Source organism: Cellvibrionales bacterium, assembly GCA_016713115.1.
GTDB lineage: Bacteria > Pseudomonadota > Gammaproteobacteria > Pseudomonadales > UBA7239 > UBA7239.
In genome coordinates this window covers 944,054-961,536 of sequence record JADJPU010000001.1, presented here as the reverse complement: position 1 = coordinate 961,536, position 17,483 = coordinate 944,054, and the positions used below count along the sequence as shown (strand labels likewise).

The 17,483-nt window shown below is 52.7% G+C and carries 17 protein-coding genes and 2 pseudogenes; 8 read left to right on the top strand and 11 right to left on the bottom strand.

The genetic code is table 11. From position 1 onward, the window contains the following. Window positions 1-3 precede the first annotated feature (3 nt). Window positions 4-2,508: an ATP-dependent helicase HrpB gene (gene hrpB, locus IPK30_04635; GenBank protein ID MBK8102571.1), complete on the top strand. Its 2,505-nt coding sequence runs from the start codon at window positions 4-6 to the stop codon at window positions 2,506-2,508. A 1-nt stretch (window position 2,509) separates the two neighbouring features. Here the strand turns inward: hrpB and IPK30_04630 are convergent, their stop codons facing one another. From IPK30_04630 to ftsY, 3 genes and pseudogenes are all read right to left on the bottom strand, one after another. After that, window positions 2,510-3,490 (bottom strand): ABC transporter permease, encoded by a 981-nt coding sequence (locus IPK30_04630; GenBank protein MBK8102570.1) that lies wholly within the window; start codon window positions 3,488-3,490, stop codon window positions 2,510-2,512. 2 nt (window positions 3,491-3,492) lie between these two features. After that, window positions 3,493-4,160, bottom strand: a pseudogene (gene ftsE / locus IPK30_04625) (cell division ATP-binding protein FtsE). A 10-nt stretch (window positions 4,161-4,170) separates the two neighbouring features. Further along, complete coding sequence (ftsY, locus tag IPK30_04620; GenBank protein ID MBK8102569.1) at window positions 4,171-5,235, bottom strand: signal recognition particle-docking protein FtsY; 1,065 nt, start codon at window positions 5,233-5,235, stop codon at window positions 4,171-4,173. Window positions 5,236-5,316: 81 nt separating this feature from the next. Here ftsY and rsmD point away from each other — a divergent pair, with 81 nt between their 5' ends. Continuing rightward, window positions 5,317-5,904 (top strand): 16S rRNA (guanine(966)-N(2))-methyltransferase RsmD, encoded by a 588-nt coding sequence (rsmD, locus tag IPK30_04615; protein MBK8102568.1) that lies wholly within the window; start codon window positions 5,317-5,319, stop codon window positions 5,902-5,904. Window positions 5,905-5,975: 71 nt separating this feature from the next. Then, window positions 5,976-6,473, top strand: coding sequence for a pantetheine-phosphate adenylyltransferase (gene coaD, locus IPK30_04610; protein ID MBK8102567.1), 498 nt, complete (start codon window positions 5,976-5,978; stop codon window positions 6,471-6,473). Window positions 6,474-6,553: 80 nt separating this feature from the next. On the opposite strand, the gene IPK30_04605 is transcribed toward coaD, so the two are convergent. The 5 genes from IPK30_04605 to radC all read right to left on the bottom strand — a co-directional run bounded on the left by IPK30_04605 (window position 6,554) and on the right by radC (window position 9,129). Continuing rightward, a complete protein-coding gene (locus IPK30_04605; GenBank protein ID MBK8102566.1) occupies window positions 6,554-6,901 on the bottom strand; it encodes a hypothetical protein in 348 nt (115 codons plus the stop codon). 115 nt (window positions 6,902-7,016) lie between these two features. Then, entirely contained in the window at window positions 7,017-7,838 is an 822-nt protein-coding gene (gene mutM, locus IPK30_04600) for a bifunctional DNA-formamidopyrimidine glycosylase/DNA-(apurinic or apyrimidinic site) lyase (protein MBK8102565.1), read from the bottom strand. Window positions 7,839-7,916: 78 nt separating this feature from the next. After that, entirely contained in the window at window positions 7,917-8,072 is a 156-nt protein-coding gene (gene rpmG / locus IPK30_04595; GenBank protein ID MBK8102564.1) for a 50S ribosomal protein L33, read from the bottom strand. A 29-nt stretch (window positions 8,073-8,101) separates the two neighbouring features. Then, window positions 8,102-8,338 (bottom strand): 50S ribosomal protein L28, encoded by a 237-nt coding sequence (gene rpmB, locus IPK30_04590; GenBank protein MBK8102563.1) that lies wholly within the window; start codon window positions 8,336-8,338, stop codon window positions 8,102-8,104. Window positions 8,339-8,454: 116 nt separating this feature from the next. Further along, entirely contained in the window at window positions 8,455-9,129 is a 675-nt protein-coding gene (gene radC / locus IPK30_04585; GenBank protein MBK8102562.1) for a DNA repair protein RadC, read from the bottom strand. Window positions 9,130-9,250: 121 nt separating this feature from the next. On the opposite strand from radC, the pseudogene coaBC reads away from it, so the two are divergent. The 4 genes and pseudogenes from coaBC (at window position 9,251) to slmA (ending at window position 14,497) form a co-directional block, all read left to right on the top strand. Beyond that, a pseudogene (coaBC, locus tag IPK30_04580) lies at window positions 9,251-10,452 on the top strand (bifunctional phosphopantothenoylcysteine decarboxylase/phosphopantothenate--cysteine ligase CoaBC). A gap of 27 nt (window positions 10,453-10,479) precedes the next feature. After that, complete coding sequence (locus IPK30_04575; GenBank protein MBK8102561.1) at window positions 10,480-12,936, top strand: phosphomannomutase/phosphoglucomutase; 2,457 nt, start codon at window positions 10,480-10,482, stop codon at window positions 12,934-12,936. Between the two features lie 35 nt (window positions 12,937-12,971). Then, entirely contained in the window at window positions 12,972-13,856 is an 885-nt protein-coding gene (argB, locus tag IPK30_04570; GenBank protein ID MBK8102560.1) for an acetylglutamate kinase, read from the top strand. 20 nt (window positions 13,857-13,876) lie between these two features. Beyond that, window positions 13,877-14,497 (top strand): nucleoid occlusion factor SlmA, encoded by a 621-nt coding sequence (slmA, locus tag IPK30_04565; GenBank protein MBK8102559.1) that lies wholly within the window; start codon window positions 13,877-13,879, stop codon window positions 14,495-14,497. 3 nt (window positions 14,498-14,500) lie between these two features. Here the strand turns inward: slmA and IPK30_04560 are convergent, their stop codons facing one another. Beyond that, window positions 14,501-15,175, bottom strand: a complete 675-nt coding sequence (locus IPK30_04560) for a hypothetical protein (protein MBK8102558.1) — start codon at window positions 15,173-15,175, stop codon at window positions 14,501-14,503. A gap of 61 nt (window positions 15,176-15,236) precedes the next feature. After that, complete coding sequence (pyrE, locus tag IPK30_04555) at window positions 15,237-15,887, bottom strand: orotate phosphoribosyltransferase (protein ID MBK8102557.1); 651 nt, start codon at window positions 15,885-15,887, stop codon at window positions 15,237-15,239. Window positions 15,888-15,978: 91 nt separating this feature from the next. On the opposite strand from pyrE, the gene IPK30_04550 reads away from it, so the two are divergent. Next, on the top strand, window positions 15,979-16,746 hold the full coding sequence (locus IPK30_04550; protein ID MBK8102556.1) for an exodeoxyribonuclease III: 768 nt from the start codon (window positions 15,979-15,981) through the stop codon (window positions 16,744-16,746). Window positions 16,747-16,755: 9 nt separating this feature from the next. Here IPK30_04550 and rph read toward each other — a convergent pair whose 3' ends face one another. After that, window positions 16,756-17,475, bottom strand: coding sequence for a ribonuclease PH (gene rph / locus IPK30_04545; GenBank protein MBK8102555.1), 720 nt, complete (start codon window positions 17,473-17,475; stop codon window positions 16,756-16,758). Window positions 17,476-17,483: the final 8 nt, after the last annotated feature.

Genomic DNA, 17,483 nt, shown 5'->3' with positions numbered 1-17,483 from the left:
TGTATGAAGTTATCACTGCCTATTGATACGGTTCTGTCTGTCTTGTGCGATGCCGTGCGTGCTGCGCCGTGTGTGGTGTTATCGGCAGCGCCCGGTGCCGGCAAAACCACGCGCGTGCCATTGGCGCTGCTGGACGCTGGCACCGTTGCAGGGCGCATTCTGATGTTGGAGCCGCGCCGTTTGGCAGCGATACGCGCCGCGCAGTACATGGCGCAGCAGCTTGCAGAAAATGTCGGTGAAACAATTGGCTATCGCATACGCGGTGAGAGCAAAGTCTCTGCGCGCACAAAAATTGAAGTGGTGACGGAAGGCGTGCTGGCGCGCCAGATACAAAATGATCCCGAACTCAGCGGCGTAGGGCTGATTATTTTTGATGAATTTCACGAACGCTCCCTGCACGCCGATCTCGGTTTGGCGCTGGCGCGAGATGTGCAAAAAAATTGGCGCGACGATTTAAAAATAGTCGTGATGTCAGCCACCTTGGACGGTGTTGCTGTCTCGGCGTTATTGGACAATGCGCCCGTGATACACAGCAAAGGGCGCAGCTATCCTGTTGAGATAATTTACTTGGGTGGCGATTTGTTGTTGCAACAAGGCGATAGCTTTGCGCAGTCCGTTTTGTGTGCTGTGCAGCGTGCTTATCGAGAACAACAGGGTGATGTGCTGGTGTTTTTGCCCGGCAAGCGTGAAATTCTGCAAGTTAAAACAGCCTTAGAGCAGAGTGATGTGGTGTCAGCCGATCAAATACATATTTTGCATGGCGAAGTGTCAACGGCGATGCAACAATCTGCATTGCAAAAAATGGCTGGCGGCGCAAGAAAAATTATTTTGTCTACCAGTATTGCCGAAACATCGCTGACGATTGATGGTGTGAGTGTGGTGGTGGATGCGGGCTTGGTGCGTACCGCGCAATTTGATCCACGGCGCGGCATGAGTCGCTTGGTGACCACGCGCGTATCGCAGGCAACAGCAACCCAGCGCGCAGGGCGCGCGGGCCGACAGCAAGCGGGCGCGTGCTACCGTTTGTGGAGTGCAGAGCAACACAAAATGTTGGCGCAATTCCCCACGCCAGAAATAGCGCACAGCGATTTAATGCCCTTGACCTTGGAATTGGCGCAGTGGGGTGTAGACGAAAAACAGTTGGCATTTTTGAGTGCGCCGCCAGCGGCACATTTGCAGCAAGCGCGTGAAAAATTGCAGATACTAGGTGCGCTGGATACCGAGCAAAAAATTACTGCACATGGTCGTGCAATGGTCGCACTGCCCGTGCATCCGCGTTATGCGCATATGTTGCTGCGCGCCAACGAGCACGGTATGGGCGCATTGGCTCGTGATGTGGCGGCACTATTGGATGAGCGCGATGTTTTGCGCGGCGAAAAAGACGCGGATTTTTATTTGCGCTGGACAGCTTTGCAACACGGTGGTGCGGTGGATCGCGGTGCGCGCGAGCGTGTTAAGTTGCAGGTGAAACGCTTGCGGCAGATGCTCGCTATTTCCAATGACAGCGTACAACACGAAGATAAAGTTGGCCTGATGTTGGCGCTGTGCTACCCAGAGCGCGTGGCGCGTCGGCGCGATGAGCGCGGCGAACGCTGGCAATTGGCCAGCGGTGCGGGTGCTGTGTTGACAGGGCACAGTATTTTGATGCGTGAGTTGTGGATTGCAGTTGCCGATTTGGATGGCGATGGCCGTGATGCACGCATTTATTTAGCGGCGGCTGTGCAGGAAGAAGACTTGGCAACTTTTTTATCTGAGTTGTTTTTTTCTGGCGAAGAGGTGGTGTGGTCGACACAAGAAGAAGCGGTGTTGGCGCGCGAAGTGCAACGCTTTGGTGCCATCATAGTTAAAGAAAAAAAATTGCCTGCGCGCGGTGATGCCGTGGCGCGAGTATTGTGTGGTGGCTTGCGTCAAGCTGGCTGGAACAATTTACCCATTTCTGATCCAGCGCAGCAGTGGTTGCAGCGCGTGCGGTGGCTGTCAGACAATAATTTGGCAGACAATTTCCCAAGTTTTGACGAAGCGCATTTGCTAGCCACATTAGAAGATTGGGCGCTGCCTTTTTTGAAGGGAATCACTCGCCGCAATCAGTTGTCACAAGTGGATTGGTTAGCGGCGTTGCAATCACGATTGGATTATGCGCAGCAACAAATGTTGGATCGCCTAGCTCCTGCGCATCTCGTTGTGCCTACCGGTTCACGCATCGCCTTGGATTACTCTGGCGCGCAGCCGGTGTTACCGGTGCGTTTGCAAGAAATGTTTGGCGCAAAAGATACGCCGCGTATTGCAGATGGAAAAGTGCCCGTGTTGATACATTTATTGTCGCCGCGCCAAATGCCTTTGGCTGTCACGCAAGATTTAGCCAGCTTTTGGCAGAATGCGTACAAAGAAGTGCGAAAAGATATGCGCGGCCAGTATCCAAAGCATTATTGGCCAGAAAATCCATTAGAAGCGGAACCGACGCGCCGCACGAAAGCGGCAGATGATCGCGCGCGAAAAAAACTTTCCTGAATTATTGTGGCCGCATGGCGCGCAAATGACTGCCTACGGTGAGCCATGCGCCGAGCACACCAATCGCAATGCCGGCCATCAGCAAACAAAAAGCGGTCAATATATCGGGACCTTGCAACACGAAGTTGGATTGATACAAAGCAGCCAGTGCAGTAACCGGCGCGATGACACTGTAATAACCCGCTGCAACCAGCAATATTGCCAAACCACCGCCGGAAATGCCAAACCAAAATCCGCTGTAGAGGAACGGCCGCCTAACAAAGGCATCGGTTGCGCCCACCAATGACGCAACAACAATTTCAGTACGACGATTTTCTAAGGCCAAACGCACGGTATTACCGACGGAAAGTAATGCACCGATGCCGAGTAAAATTGCCAAGCCAAGCGCGATGCGCTCACCCAGTTGCATCAGATTAAATAATTTTTTTAACCATGCAAAATCCGCCTGCACGCTGTCGATATGCGACAGTTTTTTCCACTGCATTTGTAAATCTTGTACGGTGTTAGGTGTGGTGTCTGCCTGTAACTCGACAACCAATAGCGGCGGCAGCGGATTTTCATCGAGCAAAGTTAAAGTGTTCGACAGGTGTGCGCTTTTTTCAAAACTGGCCAAGCCTTGCTCGGGAGTAATGAGTGTCACCGTTTTGACAGCTGTATTATTTTGTAATTGTTGTTGTAGATTAGTGATATCACTGTTGCTGGTTTTGCGATCTAAAAACACAGAGATTTTGGGGTTGCCGTGCCATTGCTCACCAAGCTGTTGGAAATTCTTGATGGCCAAGGCAAACAAGGCAGGCAGTGCCAGTGTGATGCCGATTACTGCAGCCGTAAGTAGGTGTTGAAACGGTGTGCGCAATTGTTGTTGCAAGCTGTCGCGCGCCGATTTGCGATGGTGCTGCCACCAAGCGCGCAGCAATACGCGCCAACTCATCGCAAGTGCAGTGGCGCCGCGCGCGGGTTTATTTTTTTCGAGAGCAGCCATTGTTATTGGCTCCCGCCGCGAATCAAGCGTCCGCGCTGTAACACCAGTTCACGGTGTTTGCCAAAGCGGTGAATCAAATCGAGATCGTGTGTTGCGATCAGTACCGTGACCCCACGCGACTGAAATCACCAAACAAGCGCATGATTTCTTCCGATAATTCTGGGTCGAGGTTGCCTGTTGGTTCATCGGCCAACAACACGGGCGGACGGTTGACCACCGCGCGTGCAATGCCCACGCGCTGTTGTTCGCCGCCGGAAAGCGCAATCGGAAAGTTTTTTTCTTTGTCGAGCAAGCCCACTTTGTCGAGCGCGGCGCGCACGCGGCGGCCAATATCGTTGGGTGAAAAACCAGCGATGTGCAGTGGTAGCGCCACATTGTCAAACACACTGCGATCAGGGAGTAATTGGTGATCCTGAAACACTACGCCGATGTGGCGGCGGTAGTAGGGAATGCGGGCAGTATTTAATTTGCCGAGATCTTGCCCCGCGACAACGATGCTGCCGTGCGTGGGGCGTTCCATCAGCATCATCAGTTTTAATAAAGTGCTTTTGCCTGCGCCAGAGTGTCCAGTTAAAAAAGTCATTTCACCGGGCGCGAGCGAAAAGTTGATGTGCTTCAGTGCTTCGAAGCCATTTGGGTATTGCTTGGCGACATGCTGAAATTCAATCATGCAAAAGAAATTAATTTTTACCAAATAAAGCGCGAATAAAAGGCGCAGCACTGAATACTTGTAGGTCTTCCATTTTTTCACCCACGCCGATAAAACGAATCGGCAGTTTTAATGCTTGACTCAAAGCAAAAATAACGCCGCCTTTGGCTGTGCCGTCAAGTTTGGTGAGTGCGATGCCGGTAACACCGACGGCCTCGTGAAATTGCTGCGCTTGATTGATCGCGTTTTGTCCGGTGCCAGCATCGAGCACTAACAGAACTTCATGCGGCGCGCTGTTGTCCAGTTTTCCCATCACGCGCTTTACTTTTTTCAATTCTTCCATCAAGTTGCTTTTGTTGTGCAGACGCCCGGCGGTGTCGGCAATCACTACATCGATATTGCGTGACTGTGCCGCTTGTACTGCATCAAAAATAACTGATGCACTGTCTGCGCCTGTGTGTTGCGCAACTACGGCGACATGGTTGCGTTCGCCCCATACTTGCAATTGTTCAACGGCAGCTGCGCGAAATGTGTCACCGGCGGCGAGCATCACACTATGGCCTTGTTGCTGTAAACGCATCGCCAATTTGCCGATGGTGGTGGTTTTACCTACGCCGTTCACGCCCACGACTAACACAACAAACGGCCGGCGTGTTTTATCAATGACAAGTGGTGCTTCGGCAATGTGTAACATCTGCTGCAAATTTTCTTGCAGGGCTTTGTACAGCGCATCGCCGTCGGTGAGTTCTTTGCGCGCTACGCGTGCAGTGAGATCGTCGAGAATCACTGTGGTGGCATCAATGCCCACATCGGCCGACAGCAATCGCGTTTCCAATTCTTCAATCAGTTCGTCATCAATTTGGCGTTTGCCGAGCAAAATCGTGCCGATGCCTTCGCCGATGCTGCTGCCAGTGCGTGCCAAGCCGCGTTTGATGCGACTGAATAAACTTTCGGTAGTGGCGGCGGGCACGGCTTCCTGGGGGACAGCTTCTTGAGGGGTAGCGGTGGGTGCGAGTGTTTGCTGTTCAACAACTGCAGCAGGCGTTGCAGGTTGTTCGCTGGTTTTCTTGTCTTTGCCGAAGCCAAAAATTGCCATGAGTGTCGCTATTTTCCAAGAAGAGAGGAGCGGATTTTGCAGGATGTTATCCTATCACTCCCTTTATGCTGGAGAGAGACTTTGCGTAAATCGCAGGCGAAGACTGACAACCGTGTGCGCATCATCGGCGGGCGTTGGCGCGGGCGTAAAATTGCCTTTGTGGATGGCGAAGGTCTGCGCCCAACCGGTGATCGCATACGCGAAACACTGTTCAATTGGTTGATGCCGGTGTTGCACAGCGCGCGCTGTTTGGATGTGTTTGCTGGCAGCGGGGTGTTGGGCTTTGAGGCGTTGTCGCGCGGTGCAGCGCATTGCACCTTGCTGGAGCGCAACGCACAGGCTGTACGCGGTTTGCGCATAACGCAGCAGCAACTAGAGGCAGATGCTGCGCAGATTGTTCTCGCCGACAGCGTGGCGTGGTTGTCATCAGCATCTGACGTATTTGATGTGGTGTTTATTGATCCGCCGTTTGCTGATACAACGCTATCGCCGGCTGCGGTAGTTGCATCGCTGGAGCAGTACAAATTGTTGGCGGAAGATCCGTGGATTTATGTCGAACAACCTGCGACAGTTTTGATGGCACCGCCGGAAGGATTTGCGACTTATCGTCAGCAGCGCGCTGGGCAAGTGTGTTATGCACTGTGGCGTCGCGGCGAAAAAATTGCTTGAGCAGCTAAGTAAATCCGGTACCATGCCGTTCACTGCTTCTTTTTCCCCGTCGCAACTTTTTAGGGGTTTTTATGCGAAAAGTTATTTATCCCGGCACTTTTGATCCCATCACCAATGGTCATGTCGATTTAATCGAACGCAGTTGTCGTTTATTTGACTCGGTTGTCGTCGCTATTGCGTCCAGCAAGCGCAAAGGCCCTTTGTTGACCTTGGAAGAGCGAGTAGATTTATCCAAGCGTGTATTGAGCCATCTCAACAATGTAGAAGTGGTTGGTTTTGATATTTTGTTGGTGGATTTTGTGCATCAGCAAAAGGCGAGTGGTGTGGTGCGCGGCTTGCGGGCGGTATCGGATTTTGAGTATGAGTTTCAGTTGGCGAATATGAATCGCGCACTCGCACCGGATGTGGAAAGTTTGTTTCTCACACCGGCCGATCACCTCTCGTATATTTCATCCAGCTTGGTGAAGGAAATAGGCTCGCTGGGCGGTGACATCAGCAAGTTTGTGCACCCCATGGTGGTGGATGCGTTGGCGGAAAAGTTTGCCGCGCGTAGAGCGCAGCAAATGTAAGCGATGCCTTAAAAGCACGAGAATAAAAAAAGCCGCAATCACTGCGGCTTTTTTGTATGACAGCACTTAAGCGCTATAAATTATTTTTGCGTAGCGCCATTTTCTTTGTGGCCGGGTCTAGTGCAGCCTAAGCAGCGATAGAAGGTGTACACCGCCGGCTCACCCACGAGCACATGACCCGCTTCGTCAGCGCCGCCAACGGGCAGGGTGAACGGCAAACTGAGTAGCCAAGCCACACCGCCAACGGCCGTGGCCGCAGTGCCGAGTGGTCGCAGAATGACTAAATCCGTCACCATTGCCAGAGCAGTGGGTCTGTTGTCAGTAAATGGATCAGCAGCAACCGTTGACGCAGAGAAGGCATTGAGGGAAGGCAGCAATAAGCTAGCGGCCAGTAACGGTGCAGACAGTTTTTTCAGGGTAAAAGCCATGCCAATGCTCCTTTGAAGTTGGCGTATTTTCTAAGAAGTGTGCCCTAACTTTATGATTTATAGAGAGCGTACACTTAAACTTAATACGGCAAAAACCATTTTGCAAGCCTTTTCTTCACAGGGTTTGGCAGTGCGAGCAGAAAACCGTGCTGCGCTGGCCGAGGCGAATTTCCACCAGCGGTGCTTGGCAGTGCAGGCAAGGCTCGCCGGCTCGCCCGTACACCAGCAGCTCCTGCGCGAAGTAACCGGGCTTGCCATCGCTGCCAATAAAATCGCGCAGCGTGGTGCCGCCGCGTTGGATAGCGCGCCGCAAAATCTGTTTGATGTGCTGCACGAGGCGTTGGCAGTCATCGGTCGTTAGAGATTGCCCTGCTCGCTGCGGGTGTATGCCCGCCAAAAACAGGGCTTCGTTGGCGTAGATATTGCCGACCCCCACCACCAGATGGCTGTCCATAATCAGCGTTTTGATAGGCTGTTTACGGTTTTTTAGGCGCTCTTGCAGGTATTTGGCAGAGAATTGTTTGCTGAGGGGCTCAGGACCCAAATCGACCAGCAGCGCATGTTGTTGTGGGTCGTCGGTGGTGTGCAGCCACGCACCGAAGCGGCGTGGGTCGCAGTAGCGCAGACACAGACCGCCGCTCAGGTGCAACTCAATGTGATCGTGCTTGCGGTGCGGCGTAGTTGGATCATCCAGGCGCAGGCTGCCTGACATGCCGAGATGTACGATCAGCGTTGCGCTGTCATCTAAAGTCAGCAAAAGATATTTCGCGCGCCGCTCGATGGCGGTCACGCGCCGGCCGGTAATTTTTTTCTCAAATCTCGCAGGGATAGGCCAGCGCAGGCGGCGCTGCCGCACGATGGCTCGTTGGATGCTGCTGCCGACGAGGTGGGGCGCTACACCGCGGCAAGTGGTTTCAACTTCGGGCAGCTCGGGCATAGTGGCTGTGCGGCGTAAATAGCGGAGACAAAAAAGCCCAGCGAACTGGGCTTTTGGATAGCATCAGGTAAACAGGGCTTACTTGATCTTCGCTTCTTTGTAGATCACATGCTGGCGAATCACGGGATCAAATTTTTTGATCTCCATTTTTTCCGGCATGGTGCGTTTGTTTTTGTCGGTGGTGTAAAAGTGGCCAGTGCCAGCAGAGGAAACCAAACGAATTTTGTCGCGCATGATGCGTTGCTCCTATCAGTAAAAGCGAATCAGACTTTTTCGCCGTTGGCGCGAATGCTCGCCAAGACGGAGTCGATGCCCAGTTTGTCGATGATGCGCATGCCTTTGGCAGAAACGCGCAGACGCACGAAGCGGTTTTCGGTGGCTACCCAAAAGCGGTGATAGTGCAGATTGGGCTCGAAGCGACGGCGCGTGCGGTTCATCGCGTGGGAAACATTGTTACCGGTGATAGGTTTTTTGCCGGTTACCTGACAGACTCTGGACATGGAACACCTGTTATTGAAACGGCGACCCAGCACGGGGGGAGAGGGTCGCAAAAAAAGAGCTGCGCTTTATACCAGAGCGCGCCGGTTCAGGCAAGCAAAACGGCGCGAGGCGATCATCACAACAAGCCGCGCTCGGCCATAGACAGCACTGCGCCATCGCCGACGATCATGTGATCCAGCACGCGTATGTCCACCAGCGCGAGGGCTTCGCACAGGCGGGTGGTGATGCGCTGATCGGCCTGACTGGGCTCCGCAATACCGGAAGGGTGGTTGTGGGCGAAGATTATCGCCGCTGCATTCAGCGCCAGTGCGCGCTGCACCACATCGCGCGGGTAGACGCTGCTGGCATCCAGCGTGCCTTGAAACAGCTCCTCGCAGCAGATCACGCGGTGTTGCGTATCCAGAAACAGGCAGACAAATACCTCACGCCGGTAATCGCGCAGGCGCGCCTTCAGGTAATGGCGCACCTCGGCGGGGTTGTTGAGTACGGTGTCGCGCTGCAAGGTTTCCATCAGGTGCCGCCGCGCCATTTCCAGCACGGCTTGCAGTTGCACAAAGCTGGCCAACCCCAAGCCGTGACGCGCGCAGAACTCGCGGCGATCCGCTGAGAGCAAGTGGCGCAGGCCGTTGAAGTCGGCGAGCAGCTCGCGCGCTAAATCCACGGCGGTTTTGCCGCGTGTGCCGGTGCGCAGAAAGATGGCGAGCAGCTCGGCATCTGAGAGTGCAGTCGCACCTTGTGCCAAGAGTTTTTCTCGTGGGCGTTCGTTGAGCGGCCAATCGGTAATCGGCATAAAACCTCCTTGTCGTTGTGTAAAGTCAGTGGGTGCTAGCTAATGAGCTGGCTACGCATGTCCTTGCGTGCGTGCTATCTTACCGCGCTCGATTATTCGTGTCTTTCAAACGGATCTGCGCATGACTGCTTCGCTGGCCAATAGACAAGTGCTGCTCGGAATTACCGGCGGCATCGCGGCGTACAAAGCGGCAGAACTGGTGCGTCGCCTACAGGATTGCGGCGCGACAGTGCGCGTCATCATGACGCCCGCCGCCATCGAATTTATTACGCCGCTGACCTTGCAGGCGCTGTCGGGCAACCCAGTGCACACCACCCTGCTCGACCCAGAAGCCGAAGCAGGCATGGGACATATTGAATTAGCGCGCTGGGCTGATGTGCTGTTGGTCGCGCCTGCAAGCGCAGATTTCATGGCGCGCTTGGTGCAGGGCCAAGCCAACGATTTGCTAACGGCCGTGTGCCTCGCTACGCGCGCCCCTGTGTGTTTAGCGCCGGCGATGAATCAAGGTATGTGGCGCAATCCGGCCACGCGCGCGAACGCCGAACAGCTCACGGCACGCGGTATTGCCCTGTGGGGGCCGGCCGAGGGCGTGCAAGCCTGCGGCGATGTGGGTTTTGGCCGCATGCTGGAAGTGGATGAGTTGCTGCAAAAACTGGCCGCGCGCTTTGAATCGGGGCTGTTGGCGGGCAAGCGCGTGCTGATCACCGCAGGCCCTACGCGCGAGGCGCTAGACCCCGTGCGCTACATCAGCAATTACAGCTCGGGAAAGATGGGTTTTGCGCTGGCGCAGGCTTGTGCCGATGCCGGTGCATTGACCACGGTAATCGCGGGCCCCGTTGCGTTGCCGACACCGCCGCGCGTGCAGCGCAAAGATGTGGTGAGCGCGCAGGAAATGTTTGATGCGGTGATGGCAGAGATTGACGGGTTCGACATCATCGTCGCCACAGCAGCTGTGGCTGATTATCGCCCTGCAGCCGTGGCGGCGGACAAAATTAAAAAACAGGCGGCGGATACGCTGACGCTAGAACTGGTGAAAAATCCCGATATTATTGCCAGCGTTGCCGCTTTGGCGCGCAAGCCGTTTACGGTGGGCTTTGCCGCCGAGACGCAGTGCGTAGCAGAATATGCGCGCGACAAAATGCAAAGAAAAAACTGGACATGATCGTCGCCAACGATGTGAGTCAAGCTGGCATTGGCTTTTCCAGTGACGACAACGCAGCAACGGTATTTTGGTGTGACGGGCAACAAGAGTTTCCTGTCATGAGCAAGCAGCAACTGGCAGAAAATATTGTTCGTTTAATTGCAAAACACAATAACAAGTAAAAAGTTTTTGATGGAGAGCAGAAACGCGTGAAACATTTGGGCGCATTAAGTAGTCAGGAAAAGAACCCGCTAATTTTAATGGCTGTGTTAGCAGTGATTGTTGCCTTGGCGGTAGTCGTTCAGGCACCGCGCTATTTTGATAGTCTCAATGTGAATAGTATTAGCAAAGCCGTTGATGCAGTAGCAATAACACAGGCTGAGGTGCTGAACACGGACATCGATAAATTTCAAACTGTGCTGACATCGCAAATAAAAAGTTTTGGGATTGCCCAAGCTCTACAGCAAGTGGGTACAGATGCTTTGCCAGCCATCGCTGAGCAGTTGAAAGCAGCCAATGCCAATATGGGCGTGGTTGATGTGCGCTTGATTCCTGTTAGCAATGATTATTCATCATTGAATTTGCGGTTTTCGCAGCTTGATCGTCTGACATCCATTGAAAATAAATCGGCAATTTATCCAGAGGCATTTGGGGAGAGCAATAATCGAGTATTCGACTTTTTGCTGCCTGTAAATGATGAGTCAGGAAAGATTGTTGGCTTTGTATTGATTATCACAAATGAACATGTTTTTAGTGACAATCTTGGAAAAGTGAAGCCAGAAATAGGCGAGACTATTTTGCAGCAACGCTTTCCCGGAGGTGTGGCGCAAGTGGTATTTCGTACTGGTAACGGCGAACGCATGGAACAAGTTAGCAGTGAAATGGAAACCAAAGTTCCGCATTGGAAAGTGAAAGTTGTGCCAGGCGAGACTCTGTTGCAAGAAAATACTTGGGCTGCTTTTTGGTTGTATGCCACGCAAGGTGTTGCGCTGATTCTGTGCGTGGTGGTCTTGGTGCTAATAAATCGCCGCGCAGCACAATTGCTGAAAAAGTCTGAAGCCGAACACTTTACGCCAATTCAGATCAAAGGCGCGCGCAAAATTGATAAAGAGGAGTTTGCCGCTGCCAATGCCGCACAGGGCGATGCTGACACGGGTTTGGTGGATCCCTTGTTCCAATCTGGCGATGTGTTTGATTTGGATTTAGATGACGATGTGCTAGAGGTGCGCGCCATTAATCCCAAGACGGCACAGCCAGTTAAAACAACGGCAGGCACGGACAATTTTGTGGTGCCGACAACCATTTTTCGCGACTACGATATTCGCGGTAACGCAGATAACGAACTGTCTGATGCTTTGGCTACACGCATTGGGCGCGCGTTTGGCAGTGCGTGTATTGAAAAGGGCCACTCACGCGTGGTGTTGGCCGGTGACGGGCGTTTGTCGACATATCGCTTAAAAGATGCAGTGCGCGAAGGTTTATTGATGACAGGTTGTTCCGTGGTGGACATCGGCACTGTGCCCACACCGCTGATGAATTTTGCTACGCAAACTTTGCCAGAAACCAGTTGCGGCATTATGGTCACTGCCAGCCACAATCCAGCGGCGGATAACGGTTTCAAAATGGTGATCGATGGCCATACGCTGGCGAGTGAAGAAATTCAACACATTCGTGAGCGAGTACAGACCGGCAATTTTTGTGAAAGTGAAAATGAAGGCGAGTACAGCGAACAAGAAATTATCGATGCGTATATTGATCATATTGTGTCGGATGTGGTGTTGGCAGGCAGTTACAAAGTGGTGGTGGATTGCGGTAGCGGTGTAGCGAGTGTGGTTGCGCCGCGTTTGTTGGAAGAATTGGGTTGCGATGTGGTGCCGCTGTATTGCGATATGGATGGCACCTTCCCGTACCATCAACCGGATCCGAGTGTGTTATCAAACTTAAATGATTTGATTGAAGCGGTGAAAAACGAAGGCGCAGATCTCGGTGTGGCATTTGATGGCGACGGAGATCGCTTGGCGGTGGTCACGGCTACCGGCGAAGTGATTTTGCCGGATTGTTTGATGATGCTGTTTGCAAAAGATGTGGTGTCGCGTAATCCAGGTACCGATATTGTTTTCGATGTGAAATCCACGCGTCGTTTGAATGCGCTGATCAGTAGTTGTGGCGGCCGTCCAGTGATGTGTAAGAGTGGACACTCACATATCCGCAACAAAATGGTGGAAACCGGCGCGATGCTCGGCGGCGAACTGAGCGGGCATATTTTCTTCAAAGAACGCTGGTTTGGTATTGATGATGGCGTGTATAGCGCTGTGCGTTTGATCGAAATTATGTCGATACGCGACCAGAGTTTGGATGATATTTTTTCTGACTTCCCATCGTCATGCAGTACGCCAGAGATTCGTATTGCCGTGCCGGAAGATAAAAAGTTTTCGTTGGTGAAACGCCTGATCGACGGCGGCGATTGGGGCAATGGCAAGGTTTCGACACTGGATGGTGTGCGCGTGGATTTTGCCAAAGGCTGGGGCTTGGTGCGTGCGTCCAATACTGCGGCAGAATTGACGCTGCGTTTTGAAGCTGACGATGCCGATTCACTTGCCACGGTGAAAAATGTGTTTAAACAGCAGCTGCAGCAAGTGGATAGCGGACTGCCATTGCCTTTCTAATTTAAGTTTTTCTAAAGAACAGCATGAGAAATCGTATGACTTTGAGTCGTGAAAAGGCGCTCGACATCGCCAATGTGTTGACGGAAGCGCTGCCGTATATCCAACGCTTTGTCGGTAAAACCATCGTGGTGAAATACGGCGGCAATGCGATGGTGGACGATGCACTGACGCAAGGGTTTGCACAAGATATCGCATTGATGAAATTGGTGGGTATGAATCCGGTGGTGGTGCATGGCGGCGGCCCACAAATTGGCTTGCTGTTGGAAAAGCTAGGCATCCACTCGGAATTTATTTCGGGTATGCGCGTCACCGATGCTGCAACCATGGAAGTGGTAGAAATGGTATTGGGCGGTGCGGTGAACAAAACCGTGGTGAGTTTGCTGAATCAAGCGGGCGGTAAAGCTATCGGTATTACTGGTAAAGATGGCGATTTAATTCGCGCCAAAAAAATGGCAATGAAAGATGCGGATGGCAAAGAGTTGGACATCGGTTTTGTGGGCGAAGTGGAATATGTCAATCGTGAAGTGATTGATGCCTTGGTTCACAGCGATTTTATTCCGGTGATTGCGCCAGTCGGTGTGGGCGCTGATGGCCAGAGCTACAACATCAATGCCGATTTGGTGGCAGGAAAAGTAGCGGAAGCATTATCGGCAGAAAAATTGATGCTGTTGACGAATGTTGCAGGCCTGCAAGACAAGGCAGGAAAAGTGCTGACTGGCCTCACTACGGTGCAAGTGGATAGTTTGATTGCCGACGGTACGATTTACGGCGGCATGTTGCCAAAAATTCAATGTGCGTTAGATGCTGTCAAACACGGCGTCACCAGTGCGCACATCATTGATGGTCGTGTTGAGCATGCTGTGCTGCTAGAAATTTTTACCGACCACGGCGTAGGCACGCTGATCACAAATAAAAATTGAGTTTGATGGGTTGATATGAGATGACGGACCAAGCGGCAAAAGCACAAAAACCTTCGCGTAAACAGCAAATTTTGCAGGCCTTGGCGCAGATGTTAGAGCAGTTTCCAGGGGAGTTGATTACGACCGCTGGCTTGGCAAAAACAGTTGGCGTTTCCGAAGCCGCGTTGTATCGGCACTTTCCCAGCAAATACAAAATGTACGAGGGTTTGATTGAGTATATTGAAGAGGTGATTTTTTCGCGTGTCAGTCACATCATGGAAGAAGAGCAGACGGCAGCGACACGCTGCGAAAAAATTCTGTGGCTGGTGCTGGTATTTGCGGAAAAAAATCCGGGCTTAGCGCGATTGTTATACGGCGATGCGCTTGCTGGTGAGCGCGACAAGTTGCGGTTGCGAGTCACGCAATTTTTTGACCGGATCAACACGCAGTTAAAACAAGTGTTTCGCGATGCAGAAGTCAAAGAAAATTTGCGTACGGTTGCGACGCCTTCGCAGTCAGCGGCGCTGCTAGTGGCGTTTTTAGATGGAAAAATCAGTCAGTACGCGCGCAGCGGTTTCCGCGATACACCTACGCAAGGTTGGCAAGAGCAATGGCTGGTGCTGCGCTTGGGCGTGCTGTCGCCGCGCGCCTCGGCGTTTTAATGCCTATAACTGTTTGCCGCGATTTTTGTTGAGAAGAATCAGGCGTTCGGTGTCTTTGTCAAAACGCGCGGTTTCGTCAACCAATTCTTGTTTGCGCTGTGCCACTTGGTCTTCCGTTACCTTGATGGCCTGCTGCAAATCTGCAATTTTATCCAACTGCACTTGGGGAATAGGCTGTCCATTGCGTTCAAAGATAGCGGCGCGTTGGTGTTCGCTATCCATTTGTGATTTCAGTGTGCCGGCATTGGAGTTGAGCAACACGATCTGGTTGTTGATTTCATCCAGCCGTCTTTTTTTGGCGACATTGATATCGTCCAAACTGTTGTAGCGCAATAACAGCTCTCTGTCGTGGACTTTTTGCTGTTCGGCAGTCAGTTTGTCTTTTTCTTGTTGTGCTAATTGCGCGCGTTGTTCCGCTGTGGGTTCCGGTGCAACGGTTGATAACACCACGCCAGTCACCGTCACAATTTGATAACCCTTGCGTGCGTATTCGGGGGTGATGCTGTTGCTAGTCACCAATGCGCCTTTGTCATTGGTGTAACGGTACATGTGTGGCTCTGTGGATTTTGGCGCCTCGGCATTAACGGTGTTGATCAGTACCATTAGCGATGCACTAAGCAAAAAACCAGAACAGGTGTTGCGCAGTGTGAGAGAGGAGCGGGTTGGCTGAGTGAGCATGAGATGGACCACCTGTCGGATGTAGAGGCACTCTAAGCAGAGCGTTGCCTGCTGTAAAGGTTCAGTGCGTGCCGTATTGCTCGCGGTAGCGTTGGATGGCGGCGAGTGCGACGGGTTGATCGTTGGCTTGTTGCAAAAAACTGATCAGCTCGTTCAAGCCCAGTACGCTGAGAACAGGGACGCTATATCGCTGGCTGACCGTTTGCGCCGCCGACAGCGAGCCTTCCTGTCCGCGTTCTTGGCGGTCTAGGCCGATCAAAATGGCGCTGACACTGGCCTGCGGGTAGCGAGCAAAAATCTGCATCACCTCGCCGATGGCGGTGCCGGCAGTGATCACATCATCCACAATCACTACCTTGCCTTGCAGCGGCGCGCCGACGAGCGAGCCGCCTTCGCCGTGGTCTTTGGCTTCTTTACGATTGAAACACCATGGCACATCGCGCCCGAAATCGCGCGCCAAGGCAATCGCGATGCTGCTAACCAGCGGTATGCCTTTGTAGGCGGGGCCGAACAGCATGTCGAATTCAATGCCGGAGGCAACCAAGGCGGCGGCATAGCAGCGACCCAAATCGGCGAGTGCGCCGCCACTGTAAAATTGACCGGCATTAAAAAAATAGGGGCTGGTTCTGCCGGATTTGAGGGTGAACTCGCCAAAGCGCAGTGCTTGGTGCGCCAGTGCCAATTGAATAAATTGCTGCTGATAGTCTTGCATGAGGTTTTCCAAAAAAGCCGAGTTAAAAAAGCAGACCGAAGGCGGCGAAGTCTATAACATTGTCGCCAATTTAGTCGGGTGTGAGCGCACGATGCGTATTATCAGTCTCAGTGTTGATGGTATTGAACAGGCCGCCAGTCGCGGTTTGTTTGCTTGGCTGGAGCAGCAAGCGGCGGATGTGATTTGTCTGCAAGATTTGCGCGCCAGTGAAGATCGTTTAAGCGACGCTTGTTTTCCATCGGGCTATCACGCGTATTTTTGTGATCGTGCAGATGGCAGACGCGGCGTGGCTATTTACACGCGTCAGTTGCCGCGTGCCGTGATGCCGGGATTTGGTTTTAATCCAGAAGTTGATCTCGATGGCACTTATCTGCGCGCGGATTTTGAACACTTTAGCGTGGTTTCTCTGTTTGTCCCCCCTGCAAAACAAAATCCGAAATCAATAGAAGCGCGCATGCGTTTTCTGGATTGCTTGCAAGATCACTTCAAGAAAATTAGCAATCGCCGCCGTCGCTATATTCTGTGTTGCAACTGGAACATGGTTCATCAGAAAGTAGATGTACAGCAGTGGGAGAGTCATCAGTCGTCGCCAGGTTTTTTGCCGTTTGAGCGCGAGTGGCTGAATAGTCTATACAACGAATTCGATTACCGCGATGCGTTGCGTATGGTGAGTTCTGATCGCGATATTTTTAGCTGGTGGCCATCTGGCACGGTAGGTGACGGCGATGGCTGGCGCGTGGATGCGCAGGTGATCTCACCCGAGTTTACCTCTGCCGTACGCACTGTGCATTATTGCAACAACCGCGTGTTTTCCAGCCACATCCCTGTGTTTGCGGATTACGACATCGAGTTATTTTGATCGACTGCGTTAGGAAGCGAGCGCTGCTTTTTGCGCAGCCACTAAGCTGGTGATGCCGGTTTTTGCCAGAGCTAACATCGCTTGAAATTCCGTTTCACTGAACGGCGCACCCTCTGCTGTGCCTTGAATTTCGATAAAACCACCGTCTTCGCCCATCACCACATTCATATCGGTTTCTGCGCTGGAATCTTCGGGGTAGTCGAGATCCAACACGGCGCTGCCTTGATACATGCCGACTGAAACCGAAGCGATCATGCGTGTGAGCGGGTTGTCTGTAATCATTTTTTTCTTTTGCATAAAGGCAATGGCATCCGCCAACGCTACACAGGCGCCGGTGATCGATGCCGTGCGTGTGCCGCCGTCTGCTTGGATAACATCGCAGTCAATCACGATAGTGTTTTCGCCCAGTTTTTTGGTGTCTACCGCTGCGCGCAGTGAGCGACCGATCAAGCGTTGAATCTCTACCGTGCGCCCACCTTGTTTGCCGCGCGCAGCTTCGCGATCCATACGGCTGCCGGTGGATCGCGGCAGCATGCCGTATTCGGCAGTAACCCAGCCGCGCCCTTCGCCTTTCATAAAACGCGGCACACCGGCGGTGACGGTTGCGGTGCAAATCACTTTGGTGTCACCAAACTCCACCAACACCGAGCCTTCAGCGTGGCGTGTGTAGTGGCGCGTGATGCGCACGGCGCGCAGTTGATCCGGTTTTCTACCGCTAGGGCGTTGCATATAAAAAT